This window comes from Paenibacillus albidus, from assembly GCF_014644435.1.
Taxonomy (GTDB): Bacteria; Bacillota; Bacilli; order Paenibacillales; family Paenibacillaceae; genus Paenibacillus_AQ; species Paenibacillus_AQ albidus.
Genome location: NZ_BMKR01000038.1, coordinates 33,195 through 50,385 on the forward strand (window position 1 = coordinate 33,195; position 17,191 = coordinate 50,385).

At 49.3% G+C, this 17,191-nt stretch carries 16 protein-coding genes and 1 other annotated feature; all 16 genes read right to left on the bottom strand.

What is annotated here, in order from left to right:
- Positions 1-75 precede the first annotated feature (75 nt).
- The 16 genes from rpoC to cysE all read right to left on the bottom strand — a co-directional run bounded on the left by rpoC (position 76) and on the right by cysE (position 16,952).
- Complete coding sequence (rpoC, locus tag IEY53_RS28250) at positions 76-3,687, bottom strand: DNA-directed RNA polymerase subunit beta' (RefSeq protein WP_189030929.1); 3,612 nt, start codon at positions 3,685-3,687, stop codon at positions 76-78.
- Positions 3,688-3,796: 109 nt separating this feature from the next.
- Complete coding sequence (rpoB, locus tag IEY53_RS28255) at positions 3,797-7,342, bottom strand: DNA-directed RNA polymerase subunit beta (protein ID WP_189030931.1); 3,546 nt, start codon at positions 7,340-7,342, stop codon at positions 3,797-3,799.
- Positions 7,343-7,771: 429 nt separating this feature from the next.
- Positions 7,772-8,368: a class I SAM-dependent methyltransferase gene (locus IEY53_RS28260; RefSeq protein WP_189030933.1), complete on the bottom strand. Its 597-nt coding sequence runs from the start codon at positions 8,366-8,368 to the stop codon at positions 7,772-7,774.
- Between the two features lie 92 nt (positions 8,369-8,460).
- Positions 8,461-8,823: a 50S ribosomal protein L7/L12 gene (rplL, locus tag IEY53_RS28265; RefSeq protein WP_189030935.1), complete on the bottom strand. Its 363-nt coding sequence runs from the start codon at positions 8,821-8,823 to the stop codon at positions 8,461-8,463.
- A 65-nt stretch (positions 8,824-8,888) separates the two neighbouring features.
- On the bottom strand, positions 8,889-9,392 hold the full coding sequence (rplJ, locus tag IEY53_RS28270) for a 50S ribosomal protein L10 (protein ID WP_189030937.1): 504 nt from the start codon (positions 9,390-9,392) through the stop codon (positions 8,889-8,891).
- A gap of 63 nt (positions 9,393-9,455) precedes the next feature.
- Positions 9,456-9,608, bottom strand: a sequence feature (ribosomal protein L10 leader region).
- A 69-nt stretch (positions 9,609-9,677) separates the two neighbouring features.
- Positions 9,678-10,370, bottom strand: coding sequence for a 50S ribosomal protein L1 (gene rplA / locus IEY53_RS28275; protein ID WP_189030939.1), 693 nt, complete (start codon positions 10,368-10,370; stop codon positions 9,678-9,680).
- A 77-nt stretch (positions 10,371-10,447) separates the two neighbouring features.
- Positions 10,448-10,873, bottom strand: a complete 426-nt coding sequence (gene rplK / locus IEY53_RS28280) for a 50S ribosomal protein L11 (RefSeq protein WP_189030941.1) — start codon at positions 10,871-10,873, stop codon at positions 10,448-10,450.
- 76 nt (positions 10,874-10,949) lie between these two features.
- Positions 10,950-11,483 carry a transcription termination/antitermination protein NusG gene (nusG, locus tag IEY53_RS28285; RefSeq protein WP_036680499.1) on the bottom strand — a complete coding sequence of 178 codons (534 nt, stop codon included), beginning with the start codon at positions 11,481-11,483 and terminating at the stop codon, positions 10,950-10,952.
- Positions 11,484-11,504: 21 nt separating this feature from the next.
- Complete coding sequence (secE, locus tag IEY53_RS28290) at positions 11,505-11,696, bottom strand: preprotein translocase subunit SecE (protein ID WP_189030943.1); 192 nt, start codon at positions 11,694-11,696, stop codon at positions 11,505-11,507.
- Between the two features lie 21 nt (positions 11,697-11,717).
- Positions 11,718-11,867 carry a 50S ribosomal protein L33 gene (gene rpmG, locus IEY53_RS28295; protein ID WP_189030945.1) on the bottom strand — a complete coding sequence of 50 codons (150 nt, stop codon included), beginning with the start codon at positions 11,865-11,867 and terminating at the stop codon, positions 11,718-11,720.
- Positions 11,868-12,257: 390 nt separating this feature from the next.
- Positions 12,258-12,902, bottom strand: a complete 645-nt coding sequence (gene sigH / locus IEY53_RS28300; RefSeq protein WP_189030947.1) for an RNA polymerase sporulation sigma factor SigH — start codon at positions 12,900-12,902, stop codon at positions 12,258-12,260.
- Positions 12,903-13,070: 168 nt separating this feature from the next.
- Complete coding sequence (locus IEY53_RS28305; protein WP_189030949.1) at positions 13,071-13,592, bottom strand: NYN domain-containing protein; 522 nt, start codon at positions 13,590-13,592, stop codon at positions 13,071-13,073.
- A gap of 2 nt (positions 13,593-13,594) precedes the next feature.
- A complete protein-coding gene (gene rlmB, locus IEY53_RS28310) occupies positions 13,595-14,359 on the bottom strand; it encodes a 23S rRNA (guanosine(2251)-2'-O)-methyltransferase RlmB (protein ID WP_189030951.1) in 765 nt (254 codons plus the stop codon).
- Positions 14,360-14,396: 37 nt separating this feature from the next.
- Positions 14,397-14,834, bottom strand: a complete 438-nt coding sequence (locus IEY53_RS28315) for a Mini-ribonuclease 3 (protein ID WP_189030953.1) — start codon at positions 14,832-14,834, stop codon at positions 14,397-14,399.
- The gene (cysS, locus tag IEY53_RS28320) at positions 14,831-16,237 is read right to left on the bottom strand and encodes a cysteine--tRNA ligase (RefSeq protein ID WP_189030955.1); all 1,407 of its coding nucleotides are present in this window, start codon (positions 16,235-16,237) and stop codon (positions 14,831-14,833) included. The genes IEY53_RS28315 and cysS overlap by 4 nt, the downstream gene beginning before the upstream one ends.
- Positions 16,238-16,259: 22 nt before the next feature.
- Positions 16,260-16,952, bottom strand: coding sequence for a serine O-acetyltransferase (gene cysE, locus IEY53_RS28325; protein WP_229696409.1), 693 nt, complete (start codon positions 16,950-16,952; stop codon positions 16,260-16,262).
- Positions 16,953-17,191: the final 239 nt, after the last annotated feature.

Genomic DNA, 17,191 nt, shown 5'->3' on the forward strand with positions numbered 1-17,191 from the left:
TTATATAGGTCACAGCAGGCAACCGCGCCCCCCTTCAAAGGGTGTGACGCGATTGTACACTGGCAGTGATTTATATTACTCGGCAGGAACAGGCTCTAAAGACTCTTCCGTGCTTTCTTCATTAGGATCACTCAGCTTAACATTACGGTAGCGGTTCATACCTGTACCGGCAGGAATCAGCTTACCGATGATAACATTTTCTTTCAGACCGAGAAGTTTATCCACTTTTCCTTTGATCGCAGCATCGGTCAAGACACGTGTAGTCTCTTGGAAAGACGCAGCGGACAGGAAGGAATCCGTCTCGAGCGAGGCTTTGGTAATACCCAGCAGTACCGGTTTGGCAACTGCAGGCTCTTTGCCGGAAAGAATGGCTTCTTTGTTGGCTGCCTCATATTCATGAATGTCCGCAAAAGCGCCCGGCAGGAGAGTAGTGTCTCCAGCGTCGATAATCCGGATTTTGCGCAGCATTTGTTTGATCATAACTTCAATGTGCTTATCATTGATCTCAACGCCCTGGTTACGGTATACACGCTGCACTTCTTGCAGAATGTAGTTCTGTACCCCGCGGATCCCCTTGATACGCAGCATTTCTTTAGGGTCAATCGAACCGTCGGTCAGCTCATCGCCGGCCTCGATCTCTTGCCCTTCACTTACACGCAGACGCGAACCGTAAGTAATCGAATAAGTCTTCGATTCCGCTTCACCTTGAACCTCGATTTCACGGCGGTCCTTCGTTTCACGGATTTCTTTGATTACGCCGTCGATTTCACTGATTGTAGCCTGACCTTTAGGGTTACGGGCTTCAAACAGCTCCTGAATACGCGGCAAACCTTGGGTAATATCATCGCCCGCAACACCCCCGGTATGGAACGTACGCATGGTGAGCTGAGTTCCCGGTTCACCGATGGATTGAGCGGCGATAATACCGACTGCTTCACCGATTTCCACGTGTTTGCCTGTTGCCAGGTTACGTCCGTAACATTTCTTGCAGACGCCGTGACGGGCACGGCAGCTGAGGACGGAACGGATTTGCAGCTTGGTAACACCTGCATTGACAATTGCCTCCGCTTTATCGGAGTCAATGAGGTCATTGCGATGAACGATGATGTCGCCAGTCTCAGGGTGACGGACAGTCTCGAAGCAGTAACGGCCTTCAATACGGTCGTACAGATCCTCAATAACCTCTTTGCCATCCTGAATACGGCTAACCATGAAGCCTTTATCCGTACCGCAATCCTCTTCACGAACGATAACGTCCTGAGCCACGTCAACGAGACGACGTGTCAAGTAACCGGAGTCCGCTGTACGCAGCGCTGTATCGGCCAGACCTTTACGCGCTCCGTGGGTAGAGATAAAGTACTCGAGGACGGTAAGTCCTTCACGGAAGTTCGCCTTGATCGGCAATTCAAAAATCCGGCCCGATGGTGTAGCCATCAGTCCACGCATACCGCCCAGCTGGGTGATCTGCGATTTGTTACCCCGCGCTTTGGAGTCAACCATGAGCATGATCGAGTTGAAACGATCCATCGATTTCAGGAGGACGTTCGTCAGATCATCCTTCGTCTTCGACCAGATCTCAATAACACGGTCATAACGCTCATCATTGGTGATGAGACCACGACGGTATTGGTTCGCAACCACATCAACCTTAGCCTCGGACTCTTTAAGAATCGTGACTTTTTCTTCCGGCACGATAACATCCGATACGGCAACCGTAACACCGGAACGTGTGGAATAGGTGAAGCCGAGTTGTTTGATTTTATCCAGAATCACGGAGGTTCTGGTTGTATGATAGGTCTCGAAACAACGGGCAATGATCAGACCCAGATATTCCTTACCTACAGCACTTGCTTCCGGAGCAGACTGGATCAGTTCGCGGATGTCGGCACCTTTTTCGTAGATAAAGTATTTCTCAGGCGTTCCGTGCAGCAAGTTGGTTTTGGTAGCTTCGTTGATGTACGGGAAACTGCTCGGATAGATTTCGTTGAAGATAATCTTGCCGACCGTCGTAATCATCATCGCTTCCTGTTGTGCTTCAGTGAAGCAGGTTTTGCCCAGTGCTTTGACCGGAATCGCCACACGTGCATGCAGACCCGCTGTTCCGCGCTGGTAAGCTGATACAGCTTCGTTCACGGTGCGCAGAATCATGCCCGTACCCTTCTCTTCCTTGTTGTCCATGGTCAGGTAGAATGTACCGAGGACCATATCCTGGGAAGGGGTAACAACCGGCTTGCCATCCTTAGGGTTCAGAATGTTCCCGGATGCCAGCATAAGGATACGTGCTTCCGCTTGCGCTTCTGCAGACAGAGGTACGTGTACCGCCATTTGGTCACCGTCAAAGTCGGCATTATAAGCCGTACATACGAGCGGGTGAAGACGAATGGCGTGCCCTTCTACCAGAATCGGTTCAAAGGCTTGAATACCGAGACGGTGAAGCGTAGGGGCCCGGTTCAGAAGGACCGGATGCTCTCTGATTACCTCTTCAAGCACATCCCATACCTCAGGACTAACACGCTCTACTTTGCGCTTGGCGCTCTTTATGTTGTGGGCAAGGCCCTTGTTAACTAATTCTTTCATAACAAAAGGCTTGAACAGTTCCAGAGCCATTTTCTTAGGCAGGCCGCACTGGTACATCTTCAGGTACGGACCTACAACGATAACGGAACGACCGGAATAGTCAACCCGTTTACCGAGCAAGTTCTGACGGAAACGTCCTTGTTTACCTTTCAGCATATGGCTGAGAGATTTGAGCGGACGGTTACCCGGACCGGTTACCGGACGGCCACGGCGGCCGTTGTCGATAAGGGCATCGACGGCTTCCTGAAGCATCCGTTTCTCGTTCTGTACAATAATGTCGGGAGCGCCCAGATCAAGCAGTCTTTTGAGACGGTTGTTCCGGTTGATTACCCGGCGGTACAGATCATTCAAGTCGGACGTGGCAAAACGGCCACCATCCAACTGAACCATTGGGCGAAGCTCCGGAGGAATGACCGGAAGCACATCCATGATCATCCAATCAGGTTTGTTGCCGGAGTTGCGGAATGCTTCAATGACTTCCAGACGTTTGATAGCCCGGTTACGGCGCTGGCCTTGGGCCGTGCGCAGTTCTTCTTTGAGGAATTCCAGTTCTTTTTCAATATCAATATCCTGAAGAAGCTTCTTCACTGCTTCAGCACCCATACCCGCCTGGAATCCGTAGCCATATTTTTCACGGTAGCTGCGGTATTCTTTTTCGGAGAGCAGTTGTTTCTTCTCCAGCGGTGTTTCGCCCGGATCTGTTACAACATAGGATGCAAAGTAGATGATCTCTTCCAGGGATCTTGGAGACATATCCAGAGCCAGACCCATACGGCTTGGAATCCCTTTGAAATACCAGATATGTGATACCGGAGCTGCCAGCTCAATGTGGCCCATACGTTCACGGCGAACCTTGGCACGGGTAACTTCCACACCGCAGCGGTCGCAGACTACGCCCTTATAACGGACACGTTTGTATTTACCGCAATGACATTCCCAGTCTTTTTGAGGTCCAAAGATGCGCTCACAAAAAAGACCCTCTTTTTCCGGTTTCAGTGTGCGATAGTTAATGGTTTCCGGTTTTTTAACTTCTCCGCGGGACCAAGAACGAATTTTTTCCGGAGATGCGAGCCCGATTTTCATAAATTCAAAATTGTTAACGTCCAACAAGGAGCAACCCTCCTTAACCTAATCCTGATTTAGTACCGCATAGCCCTCCCTTGATGGTTGCATCAAAAGAGGGCACGGTCCTTTTTGTAATGAAATTGATACTGGCTAATTACTCTACTCCGACTTCCGAGCCTTCCAGATTGAGGCTGAGCTTGTCGCCTGACGTCTCGTCCTCATCATCCAATTCTTTCATCTCAATCTCCTGCTCGTCACCGCTGAGGATCTTAACATCCATCCCGAGAGACTGCAGCTCCTTGATCAATACCTTGAATGATTCAGGAACACCCGGTTCCGGCACATTCTCGCCTTTGACAATGGATTCGTACGTTTTGACACGACCAACCACGTCATCGGATTTCACGGTCAAAATCTCTTGCAAGGTATAGGCAGCACCATAAGCTTCCAGCGCCCACACTTCCATTTCCCCGAAACGCTGTCCACCAAACTGAGCTTTACCACCCAGCGGCTGCTGTGTAACGAGTGAGTAAGGACCTGTAGAACGGGCATGAATTTTATCATCAACCATGTGCGCCAGTTTGATCATGTGCATGACACCGACCGTAACTTCGCGTTCAAAGCGTTCGCCTGTCCGTCCGTCATACAGTATAGTTTTACCATTGCGCTGCATACCAGACTCTTCCATCGTATCGAAGACGTCATTCTCACGCGCTCCGTCAAATACCGGTGTGGCAATGTGAATCCCCAGACGCAGGGCAGCCATACCGATATGAACCTCCAGCACCTGTCCGATATTCATCCGTGAAGGTACGCCCAGCGGGTTCAGTACAACCTGCACCGGTGTGCCGTCTGGCAAGAATGGCATATCTTCTTCTGGCAGAATACGGGCAACGACACCTTTGTTACCGTGACGTCCGGCCATTTTGTCGCCTTCAGAAATTTTACGCTTCTGAGCGATATAGACACGAACCAGTTGATTTACGCCTGGAGGCAGCTCATCGCCGTTCTCGCGGGTAAACACTTTGACGTCCACGATAATACCATCACTACCATGTGGTACGCGCAAGCTGGTATCACGAACTTCACGGGCCTTCTCTCCAAAGATCGCGTGCAACAGGCGTTCTTCTGCTGTCAGCTCTGTTACTCCCTTAGGTGTAACCTTACCAACGAGAATGTCGCCGGCACTGATCTCGGCACCGATGCGGATGATGCCGCGCTCATCAAGATTGCGAAGCGCTTCTTCTCCAACGTTTGGAATATCACGTGTGATTTCCTCAGGTCCCAGCTTCGTATCACGGGCTTCCGATTCGTATTCCTCAATGTGAATCGAGGTATACACATCTTCTTTCACCAGCTTTTCACTCAGCAGGATCGCATCCTCGTAGTTATAACCTTCCCATGTCATGAACGCAACAACTACGTTGCGGCCAAGAGCGAGTTCGCCCATTTCCGTGGAAGGTCCATCTGCGAGAATGTCACCTTTCTTAACAACGTCCCCACGTTTAGCCAGCGGACGCTGGTTAATGCAAGTCCCTTGGTTCGAACGCATAAATTTGTGTAATTTATATTTAACGATATCGCCTTTGACTTCCTTGCCTTCAACGACTTCGACACGACGCAGCCAAATTTCATTAGCTGAAGAACGTTCGATAATCCCGTCATACTTGGAAACAATACATACGCCGGAATCCTTGGCGGATTTATGTTCCATCCCAGTTCCTACAAGCGGAGCTTTCGGAATAAGAAGCGGAACGGCCTGACGTTGCATGTTCGATCCCATCAGTGCGCGGTTGGAGTCATCGTTCTCAAGGAACGGAATGAGCGCCGTAGCGACGGATACGACCTGCTTAGGTGATACGTCCATGTAGTCGACTCGATTACTAGGCATCGTCGTAATGTTATCGGAGTCCTTGTTGTAACGAACGATAACCATATCTTCCTTGAAGGAACCCTCTTCGTCGATCAGCACATTCGCCTGGGCAACTACATAGTTATCCTCTTCATCGGCGGTCAGATAATCGATCTGTTCAGTTACCCTGCCTGTCTTCGGATCCACCCAACGGTACGGAGCTTCAATAAAGCCGTATTCATTGATGCGGGCAAAGGTGGACAAGGAGTTGATCAACCCGATGTTCGGACCTTCCGGTGTTTCGATTGGACACATCCGGCCATAGTGACTGTGATGGACGTCGCGCACTTCAAAGCCCGCGCGTTCACGGGTCAGACCGCCGGGTCCCAGTGCAGAAAGACGACGTTTGTGCGTCAGTTCCGCAAGCGGGTTCGTTTGGTCCATAAACTGCGACAGCTGTGAACTACCAAAGAACTCTTTAATTGATGCAATAACAGGGCGAATGTTGATCAGGGCCTGAGGCGTAATCGCATTGGCATCCTGGATGGACATTCTCTCACGCACAACACGCTCCATACGGGACAACCCGATGCGGAACTGGTTCTGCAGAAGTTCGCCTACAGAACGCAGACGGCGGTTACCCAAGTGGTCGATATCATCCGTATTGCCGATACCGTGCAGCAAATTAATAAAGTAGCTGATTGAGGATATAATATCAGCCTGAGTAATATGCTTGACCGACTTGTCGATGTTGCCGTTGGCGATCAGCTTGATAACCCGGCCTTCTTCAATTGGCGAGAATACGTCAATCGTTTGCAGCGGAATATCTTCGCTGTCCATTACCCCACCGCTTACACGGTAGTTCTTATGGGCAACATTCTTTTCAAAATAAGGAATCAGCTCATCCAAAAGACGGCGATCCACCATCTGGCCGGATTCAGCAAGAATTTCTCCCGTAGCTTCATCAACCAAAGGCTGAGCCAGACGCTGATTGAACAGACGGTTCTTGATGTGGAGCTTTTTATTGATTTTGTAGCGGCCTACATTGGCCAGGTCGTAACGTTTTGGATCAAAGAAACGCGCAACCAAGAGGCTCTTGGCATTGTCAAGTGTCGGTGGTTCGCCCGGACGCAGACGCTCGTAAATCTCGATAAGCGCTTTTTCGGTAGAGTCCGTGTTGTCTTTATCCAGCGTGTTGCGAATATATTCATCATTGCCAAGCAGTTCCAGAATTTCGGCATCACTGCCGAAACCGAGAGCACGCAGAAGTACAGTAACCGGAATTTTACGAGTCCGGTCGATACGGACATACATGATGTCCTTAGCGTCGGTCTCAAGCTCCAGCCATGCTCCGCGATTCGGAATCACTGTGGCGGTGTAGGTTTTTTTGCCGTTCTTATCCACTTTTGTGCTGAAATAGACGCTTGGAGAGCGAACCAACTGGCTGACAATAACCCGTTCTGCACCATTGATAATAAAAGTGCCGGTCTCCGTCATCAGCGGGAAATCTCCCATGAACACTTCCTGCTCTTTGACCTCACCGGTCTCCTTATTAATGAGCCGCACCTTCACCCGCAGAGGAGCCGCATACGTCACGTCCCGCTCTTTAGCGTCGTCAACCGTATATTTCGGTTCACCCAGGCTGTAGTCAATGAACTCTAGTACCAAATTTCCTGTGAAATCCTGGATCGGCGAGATGTCCTGAAACATTTCCCGCAATCCTTCCTCCAAAAACCAATCATAAGATTTTTGTTGGATCTCGATCAGGTTCGGGACCTCGAGTACCTCGTTAATTCTCGCATAGCTTCGCCGAGTGCGTCGACCATACTGAACAAGATGTCCTGCCAACTTTACTCACCCCTCATGTCTACTCACTTAAAAATTTGATTGCGAACCCTTGTTTGGACCCGTATAATGGAACCATACAGAAGGATTCGGCCCTAAATAAAAGAAAAGCCCTCATCGAAATCTTTCGAATAAAGAGCGCATTTATCCACGGCCAAAATACTCCTTATCCAGTAGATTTGCCCAAAACGTACATATTATACGTCAGCAAGCAACAGTTTATGCGCTATCCCCTTTTGTCCCGGCGACCTTCGCCGATAATCACAACAGAGAACGGAATTCGCAAAAACATGCCGTACGGCATGCGCTTGCCGGTCGACAATATATCACTTGACATTTCAGCAAACTAAAGACATGGAGCCTATCTTAATACTGACATTTTATAATAATAACACTATGAATATCGCATGTCAATAGCCTATCGACTTTTATTTATTTTTGTGCTCTGATAACCCGATAGCCTTTGTCTTTCCCCACTTCTTCCACTACCGGAAACAAACTTTCCAGCTTGGCTACCGCCGAGGGAGCACCCTGCTTCTTCTGAATTACAATCCACAGATTTCCGCCATCATTCAAATGACTGTAAGCTTCCTCAAAAATCTGATGCACAACCGCTTTACCTGCACGAATCGGAGGATTGGTCAGAATCACATCGAACTTCTGTCCGGAGAGAGCGCCAAGCACATCACTTTCCATAACCGTTACATTCCGAATTCCATTATGCTGCGCATTTTCGCGAGCCAGCTCTACCGCCCGGCTGTTGATATCGACCATAGTTACATGCCCCGCAGGAGCAAGATAAGCTGCACTGATCCCGATAGGCCCATAGCCACAGCCCACATCAAGTACGGATGAACCCTCGGGAATATCCATAGCTTCAATCAGCACACGGCTCCCGTAATCGATATCTCCTTTGGAAAAAACACCGGCATCGCTCGTAAAGCGAAAGCTTTTCCCCCGCAAAACCGTTTGAATGGTGCGTCTGTCATGGCGGACTTCCGGCTGCTGTGAGTAATAATGCTGAGACATCCCTATCCTCCCTTTCTTCTATGCTTTAACCCTAGTTTATTATAAAACAAACCCCTTGAACAAGTTCAAGGGGTTTGCCTGAATAGAAGGAATTACTTCACTTCTACAGCTGCGCCTGCTTCTTCCAATTTTGCTTTAGTAGCTTCAGCGTCTTCTTTGCTTACTTTTTCTTTGATTGCTTTTGGTGCGTTGTCTACGAGGTCTTTAGCTTCTTTCAAGCCCAGGCCTGTGATTTCGCGAACGATTTTGATAACGTTGATTTTGGAAGCGCCAGCGCCTGTCAAAATTACGTCGAATTCGGATTGCTCTTCAGCAACTGCTGCTGCTGCGCCGCCGCCTACAGCTACTGGAGCTGCTGCAGTTACACCAAATTCTTCTTCGATTGCTTTAACCAGATCGTTCAGTTCCAATACGCTCATGCCTTTAATTGCTTCCAAGATTGCTTCTTTACTCATGATTGAACCTCCATTTTATATTAAAATTTGTTTGTGGTAACGATTATACAGCCAGAAGTACAAGCTTAAGCGCTTTGTTCTTCTTTTTCTGCAACAGCTTTAACTGCAAGCGCGAAGTTGCGCATTGGAGCTTGAAGCACGCTAAGCAGCATGGACAGCAAACCATCGCGGGATGGAAGCTCAGCCAATGCTTTCAGTTGGTCAGCATCAATTACGCGACCTTCCACAACGCCGCCTTTAAGTTTCAACGCGTCGTTTTTCTTGGCGAAATCATTCAAAATTTTGGCTGGTGCTACCGCATCAGTTTCACTGAATGCGATCGCAGTAGGCCCAGTCAGAACTGCGTCGAGTTCTGTCAACTCAGCTGCAGCCGTTGCACGGCGAAGCAGCGTATTCTTCAGGACTTGAAACTCAACGCCAGCTTCGCGAAGCTGCTTACGCAGTTCGGTTACTTGCGAAACGTTCAATCCGCGGTAGTCTGCAACAACAGTAGTAATACTGTTTTGCAGTTTGCCAGTTACGACATCAACCGCATCCTGTTTAGCTTGGATTACTTTTGCATTTGCCAATGTATACACCTCCTGAAATTTATGTGACGGCGACCTCTCCTGAAGATCATTCGCCGCTCCTACGCAGGCATTAGAAAAGCCTCCGCAGAATCACGAAGGCTTGATAAAACGAAAGCTGCACGGGCGAGCCCGGCATTTCTTGTTTCTATCAGAACACCTCGGTAGGAGATTAAGCCTTAAGGCACCTACTGTCTACGGTAAGCATATTCAAGTCCAAGAATGAACACCTTAATTCTTCACAACTGTTATAGATTATCAAAGATAACTACGAGAGTCAATCCCCAATTATCTGAAGACGGTTGTGTTTACACGAGCACTCGGTCCCATAGTGGAAGAAATCGAGATGCCTTTAAGGTATACACCTTTAGCAGCAGCCGGTTTCGCACGGTTCAGAGCGTCGATAAGAGCTTTAAGGTTCTCGTTAAGTTGATCAGGATTAAAAGACACTTTGCCGATTGGCGCGTGAATTTGACCCGCTTTATCGAGACGGTATTCGATTTTACCGGCTTTGATTTCTTGCACAGCCTTGGAAACATCGAATGTAACTGTGCCTGCTTTAGGGTTAGGCATCAAACCTTTACCACCAAGCAAACGACCCAGTTTACCGACTTCACTCATCATATCAGGTGTAGCTACGCAGACATCAAAGTCAAACCAGCCTTGTTGAATTTTGTTGATCATATCTTGATCGCCAACAAAATCAGCGCCGGCAGCTTCTGCCTCTTTCGCTTTTTCACCTTTTGCAAATACAAGCACACGTTGTGTTTTGCCTGTGCCGTGAGGCAGGACAACAACACCACGAACTGCTTGGTCTTGTTTACGTGGGTCTACGCCCAAACGTACTGCTGCTTCAACGGTTTCGTCGAATTTGGCAGTCGCAGCCTTTTTCACAAGCTCAACGGCTTCTGAAGGCTCGTAAGTTGCTTCGCTGTCAATCAGCTTGGCAGCTTCTTGGTATTTCTTACCATGTTTAGCCATGAAAAGTTCCTCCTTTGTGGTGTTAGCGGAAATTCCTCCCACATAATACGGTTAGATAACCGTTCTATCGAAAATGATTAGTCTTCGATTGTGATACCCATACTGCGGGCAGTACCTTCAACCATACGCATAGCAGCTTCTACAGATGCAGCGTTCAGATCGGGCATTTTTTGTTCAGCGATTTCACGAACCGCTGCGCGGCCCAGTTTCGCTACTTTTTTCTTGTTTGGTTCACCGGAACCTTTTTCTACTTTCGCAGCGATGCGAAGCAAAACGGCAGCCGGAGGAGTTTTGGTGATGAATGTGAACGAACGGTCTTCAAATACTGTAATTTCAACCGGAATGATCAAGCCAGCCTGGTCGGCAGTACGAGCATTAAATTCCTTACAGAATGCCATGATGTTGACACCTGCTTGACCTAACGCCGGACCTACTGGAGGCGCTGGATTCGCTTTCCCTGCAGAAATTTGCAGTTTCACCATTTTAATAACTTTTTTAGCCATGAGTGACACCTCCTTGCGTGAGTAGTGGTCTTCGAACACCTAACGGCGCTCTCCCACAAGAAACCCTTGCGTGCTGTTATATTTTCTCCACTTGAGTGAAATCCAACTCCAGCGGGGTTTCCCGTCCAAACATATTAACATGTACCTTGATCTTGCTCTTGTCAGCCAAAATCTCTTCCACGGAGCCCACAAAATTCGCAAAGGGACCAACCATAATACGCACGGATTCCTTGATTTCGAAATCAATCTTCGCTTTAGGTTCAACCATACCCATATGCTTCAGAATTTGTTCTACCTCTTCCGGAAGCAAAGCGGTAGGTTTGGACCCTGAACCTGTCGAACCCACGAATCCAGTAACGCCCGGTGTATTGCGCACAACATACCAGGAATCATCGGTCTGAACCATTTCGACCAAAACATAACCGGGGTAAACTTTACGCATGACGGTCTTTTTCTTACCGTCCTTGTTTACGATTTCTTCTTCCATAGGAACAAGAACGCGGAATATTTTGTCTTCCATGCCCATGGACTCAACGCGCTTTTCCAAATTGGCTTTGACCTTGTTCTCATACCCTGAATAGGTATGAACGACATACCATCTTTTTTCCATACCAAGCCACCTGGGACCTCTCTAAATAATCCTTTCGATCACAGCGGAAATACCGATGTCCAGAACCCAGAAGTATAGAGCGACCACTACAATTGTACCGAGAACGATCAATGTGTAGTTTTTCAGTTCCTTACGACTAGGCCAGCGAACTTTTTTGAGTTCGCTCCAGCTCTCAGTGAAAAAGGAAAACAAAGACTTGAAACTACGTTTCACGCCGACTACACCTCCAAAAAACTATCTGGTTTCGCGATGAGGAGTTTGCTCGTTACAGAACTTGCAAAATTTCTTCATCTCCATGCGGTCGGGGTGATTTCGCTTGTTCTTGGTTGTAGTGTAGTTGCGTTGTTTGCAACTAGTACAAGCCATAGTAATAATTACCCGCATGATGTGCACCTCCCGAAGACGTCCTTCTAACGGTAAAATTAGAAGACGCAAATATTGATCCTAAAAAAAAGCCGCGAATTTAGGCCTACCTAAAACACTTTAGCACAATGTCAAGGTCTGTGTCAACGAAAGAATTCCCGGCTGCACTGGGTAATTTCGGCTGTTCCGTAGTCGTGGGCGTACCCGGTCTTTGAACGTATTGCTTCCTTCTCACTTCGCTGTCTTCCCTATCATTATGGAGCATTCCGACTGTGTATAAACCTGCTTCCAACGGCAAGCGACCTAATCCGTTCCACAGAACGAATTATCAAGCGACAAATTTACTAAGCTTCTCAACTAGATCAATCAAAAAAAGACTCGTAGTCCGAGCCTTTCCTGAACATTATATCATCAATTGTCACGCACTTCCAGATATCTTTCCAATTTACGCTTTACTCGCTGCAGAGCATTGTCAATCGACTTCACATGCCTCTTCAAATCTTCGGCAATCTCCTGATAAGATCGCCCATCCAGATACAGCATAAGAACTTTACGTTCCAGATCACTAAGGATCTCCGCCATCTTATCTTCCAGCCCGATGAACTCCTCCTGATTAATAATCAGCTCTTCCGGGTCCAGCACCTGGGTGCCGCAAATGACATCCATCAGCGTCCGGTCAGAGTCTTCATCGTAAATAGGCTTGTCCAAAGAGACATAAGAGTTAAGCGGAATATGCTTTTGACGGGTAGCCGTCTTGATGGCAGTAATAATCTGACGCGTAATGCAGAGCTCGGCAAATGCCTTGAATGAAGAGAGCTTATCGCCCTTGAAGTCACGAATGGCTTTGTATAAGCCGATCATGCCTTCCTGAACAATATCTTCACGGTCCGCTCCAATAAGAAAATAAGAACGGGCCTTGGCACGTACGAAATTACGGTATTTGTTAATTAAATGCTCCAATGCGCCACTGTCGCCACCACGGAAAACCTCGACAATATCTTCATCGCTTATGAAATCATACTCGGACAGCATTAATTCCTTGAGGTCGACACTCACCAAGAATCCCCCCGGCTGCAACGCAAGACACATCGTTACTTCGCAAAATATACGATCAGTATATATTATGTTACCTTACAACGTCAACCGCAGTTTGTCCAAAAACACTCACCAATAACAAAAAATGGAATGCTATGCATTTCTCCAAGTCATTTCATCCATTTCTATTTATTGCCTGCGCCAATCTTCCAGCCTGCTGCGGACCTCAGGTGGAAGCTTATCTTCAAGAGAATGACGCGAGGAGCGGACACTGCCCGGCTCTATTGCTTTTTTGACCTGCTTCTGGTTTTCTTCCACTTCCAGACGCAGTTCTCTCGCGGAAATCCGCAATGCTCCTTGGGCAAAAATCACATGCTGCTCCACAAAGTCACTGGTAGCAACATAGATTTGCCTGCGGCGATGGGCGAACTCAACTACCAGCCGTTCGATGCATTCATCCGCCGTTTCCTTTTCCTTTGTGAAGAACACCTGCACTTTGCCTTGTACAAACGAACGCCCCAAACCTGGTACACGGTATGCATCAAAAACGGCAATGACCCGCCGGCCGGTATACGCCTGGTAATCCGCGAGCATATCGAGCAACCGGTCTCGTGCTTCCTGCATGCCGCTATGCGATAATGCCGCCAGTTCCGGCCAGCCGCCAATCATGTTATATCCGTCTACAAGCAGCACATCGCGCCAGTCGGCCATCACTATCCCTGCTGGTTCCGGCGTCGCAGCACCTCATACATAATCACGCCGGCCGCCACCGAAGCATTCAGGGAGTTAATTTTACCGGCCATCGGCAGCTTCAGAAGCACATCGCATTTCTCGCGGATCAAACGGCCCATCCCTTTATTCTCATTGCCAATGACCACCGCAACCGGCCCTGTGAAAATGTCCGATGCATACAAATTCTGATCTGTATCGACATCGGTTCCTACTACCCAGACACCCAGTTCTTTTAGACGGTCAATGGTCTGGCCCAGGTTCGTGACGCGTGCTACCGGCACATATTCCACTGCTCCGGCTGAGGTTTTGGAGACGGTAGCCGTGATCTGTGCCGAGCGGCGCTTCGGTACGATAACCCCGTGCACACCGGTACAATCGGCGGTCCGCAGAATTGAACCCAGATTGTGGGGGTCCTCGATCTCATCCAGCAAAATCAGAAAAGCCGGCTCTCCCTTAGCTTCCGCGGCAGCCAGCAGATCGGAGACCTCCGCATAAGCAAAGGGGGCAGCCTGCGCAACCACTCCTTGATGCTGCACTCCCGGAGCAAGCTGATCCAGCTTGCGTTTGTCTACATGCTGGATGACAATCCCCGCTTTACGCGCTTCCGCCACAATAGGGGCAGTCAGATGTTTTTGCGCGGTTTCGGCAATCCATATTTTATTCAAGGTGCGGCCGGCACGAAGCGCTTCAAGCACTGAATGCTTGCCGGCGAGTATTTCTTCTTCCGTCTTAACTTCTTCTTCCATGTTCATGCCTCCTGTTCTCTATGTTTCGTTCAGCCGGTCAAGGCCGGTTCATCACAAATTCTATACTGCTGTGCACAAGCTCCTGTAATCTTTCATGCTGTCCGGTGTAATACAAATGTCCAATCAGACACTCAAAAGCGGTAGCATGACGGTACTCCAGCACATTGGCGTTCTTCGGGATCGTCCCCGATTTGGCGTTCCGGCCTTGGCGGGCAACGGATTGTTCCTCTTCCGTAAGCACCGGCTCCAGATGGGAAAGGATGGCACTCTGCGCTTTGGCGGAGACCAGGCTGGTTGCCGTGCGGTGCAGATGGCCCGGCCGCAGATTCGGCAGCGAGACCAGATACTGCCGGACGGCAACTTCGTAAATAGCATCCCCTACGTACGCAAGCACAATCGGCGAGATCAGCCGCGTTGGCTTGGAAGGCTCATAGGGAAACCAGCCCTGCTCAAACTTTGCATCCCCGCCGCTCATTTACGACGCCACCGCATCCCCTGCGGTGTATCTTCCAGCAGGATGCCCATTGCGTTCAGTTCGTCGCGGATCTCATCGGACCGGCTCCAGTTCTTATTCTTCCGGGCTTCCGTACGTTCGGCAATCAACCGCTCTACCTCTTCGCTTGCCACTTCTTCTGCAAGTTCGGCAACAAGGCGAAGCACCGCATTCATTTCTTCAAAAGCTTTCTGCAGCGCAGCCAGATCGGCAGCTGCCGCCTCCTGATTCGCGAGCGTCTGATTTGCAAGGCTTACCCAATCGAACACAGCGGTAATAGCATCCGGAGTATTGAAATCATCCTGCATTTTGGCATGATAATTGGCCACAATGGCCGACAGCTTATCGTTCAGCTCTTCGCTTGCCGGAGCTTCGGCAGCTCCTCCCGCAAGTTCCAGACGGTGCCGCACATTCCCTGCAGCCAGCGTGATCCGCTCAACGCTTTTTTCCGCAGAATTCAGCGAATCCTGGGTAAAGCCCAGCGGATTGCGGTAATGTGTCGACAGCATAAAATAGCGGATGACACCTGCTTTGTAACGGGCGCGGATATCTTTGACCAGCAGCCCGTTTCCGAGCGATTTCGACATTTTTTCGTCCCCGATATTGAGGAATCCGTTATGCATCCAGTAGCTCGAGAGCGGTTTCCCGGTCAGCGCCTCAGTCTGTGCGCATTCGCATTCATGGTGCGGAAACTGCAGATCCTGGCCTCCGCCGTGAATATCCATGACATCTCCAAGAAACTCGCGGGCCATGGCCGAGCATTCAATATGCCAGCCGGGTCTTCCCTCACCCCAAGGGCTTTGCCAATAGACTTCGCCAGGTTTTGCCGCTTTCCAGAGAACAAAATCCTCCGGCTTCTCTTTACGGGAGTCCACTTCCACACGTATTCCAAATTGAAGCTCCTCCAGCTTTTGGCCCGAGAGCTTGCCATAGCCTGGGAACTTGGAGGTGCGATAGTAAACATCGCCGCCATTTTCGTAAGCAAAACCTTTCGCTTCCAGGTCCTTGATGAAATCAATAATCAGGTCCATGCTCTCCGTCACCCGCGGGTTCATCGTCGCCGGCTTCACATCAAGACCCTTCAGATCCTCATAATAGGCCGCGATGAACATCTCGGCAATTTCGGCTACCGTCGTGTTCATTTCTTCGGCTTTGCGGATCATCTTGTCATCCACATCCGTAAAGTTGGTAACATAACGCACTTCATTGCCAAGCTGCTCCAAATAACTCCTAACCGTATCAAAAACAATAACCGGCCGCGCATTCCCGATATGCATATATCCGTAAACGGTGGGCCCGCATACGTACATCTTTACTTTACCCTGTTCCTGGGGTATAAATTGCTCCTTGCTGCGGGTCATTGTGTTATAAATCTGTAAGGCCATCTAAAGTTCCATTCCCTTCACTTTAAATTTCATAGTCGCCAATGTACTGCTGACTCTCTATTCTCCGCTGCTCGGTTTTCTGTTGGTCTTCTGTACCTAGCCGCTCTCTGATTTCTTCGATTTCTTTTTGCAAAAAACGGAGAGAATCGACAAGCGGATCGGGCATCTTGGTATGATCCAGCCGATCGGAAACCCGCTCCCCGTTGCGTTTGACCACACGGCCAGGGTTGCCTACAACCGTACTGTTGCTGGGTACCTCACGGAGGACAACTGCATTCGAGCCTATATTGGAATTATCGCCAATCCGGAACGATCCGAGTACCTTGGCCCCGGAGCCGATAACGACATTGTTGCCGACCGTGGGGTGGCGTTTCCCCTTTTCCTTGCCCGTCCCCCCAAGGGTTACCCCTTGATAAATAATCACATCATCGCCGATCTCGCAGGTCTCCCCAATGACAATTCCCATCCCGTGGTCGATAAACAGGCGATTGCCGATAACCGCTCCGGGGTGAATCTCCACACCGGTCATGAATCTGCTGAACTGGGAAACCATCCGCGCCAGTGTAAACCAGCGGCGCTTAAAAAAAGAGTGGGCAATCCGGTGCCACCAAATAGCATGCAATCCGGCATAGGTGAAGACAACCTCGAACCAGCTGCGGGCGGCGGGATCGTTGTCGAAAACTGCCCGAATGTCCGATTTGATATGCTTAAACATTGCGGTTCTCCTCTTCATGACTTCCCCCGCTTCCTGATAACAGGGATCAGGGAAGGTATTGTCTTCAGGGCTTTGCTTACTTCAGGGTTGTAAGCAGAACAAAACAAAAACGCCCCTGCAGCATAAAGCTGCAGAGACGTGTATACGCGGTCCCACTCTGCTTGAACAAAACCATCCCACGCTAATTCAGGGCTGGAAGGTTTCATCCCTCTTAAGCGTCTTTAACGGCAACGTTCCCG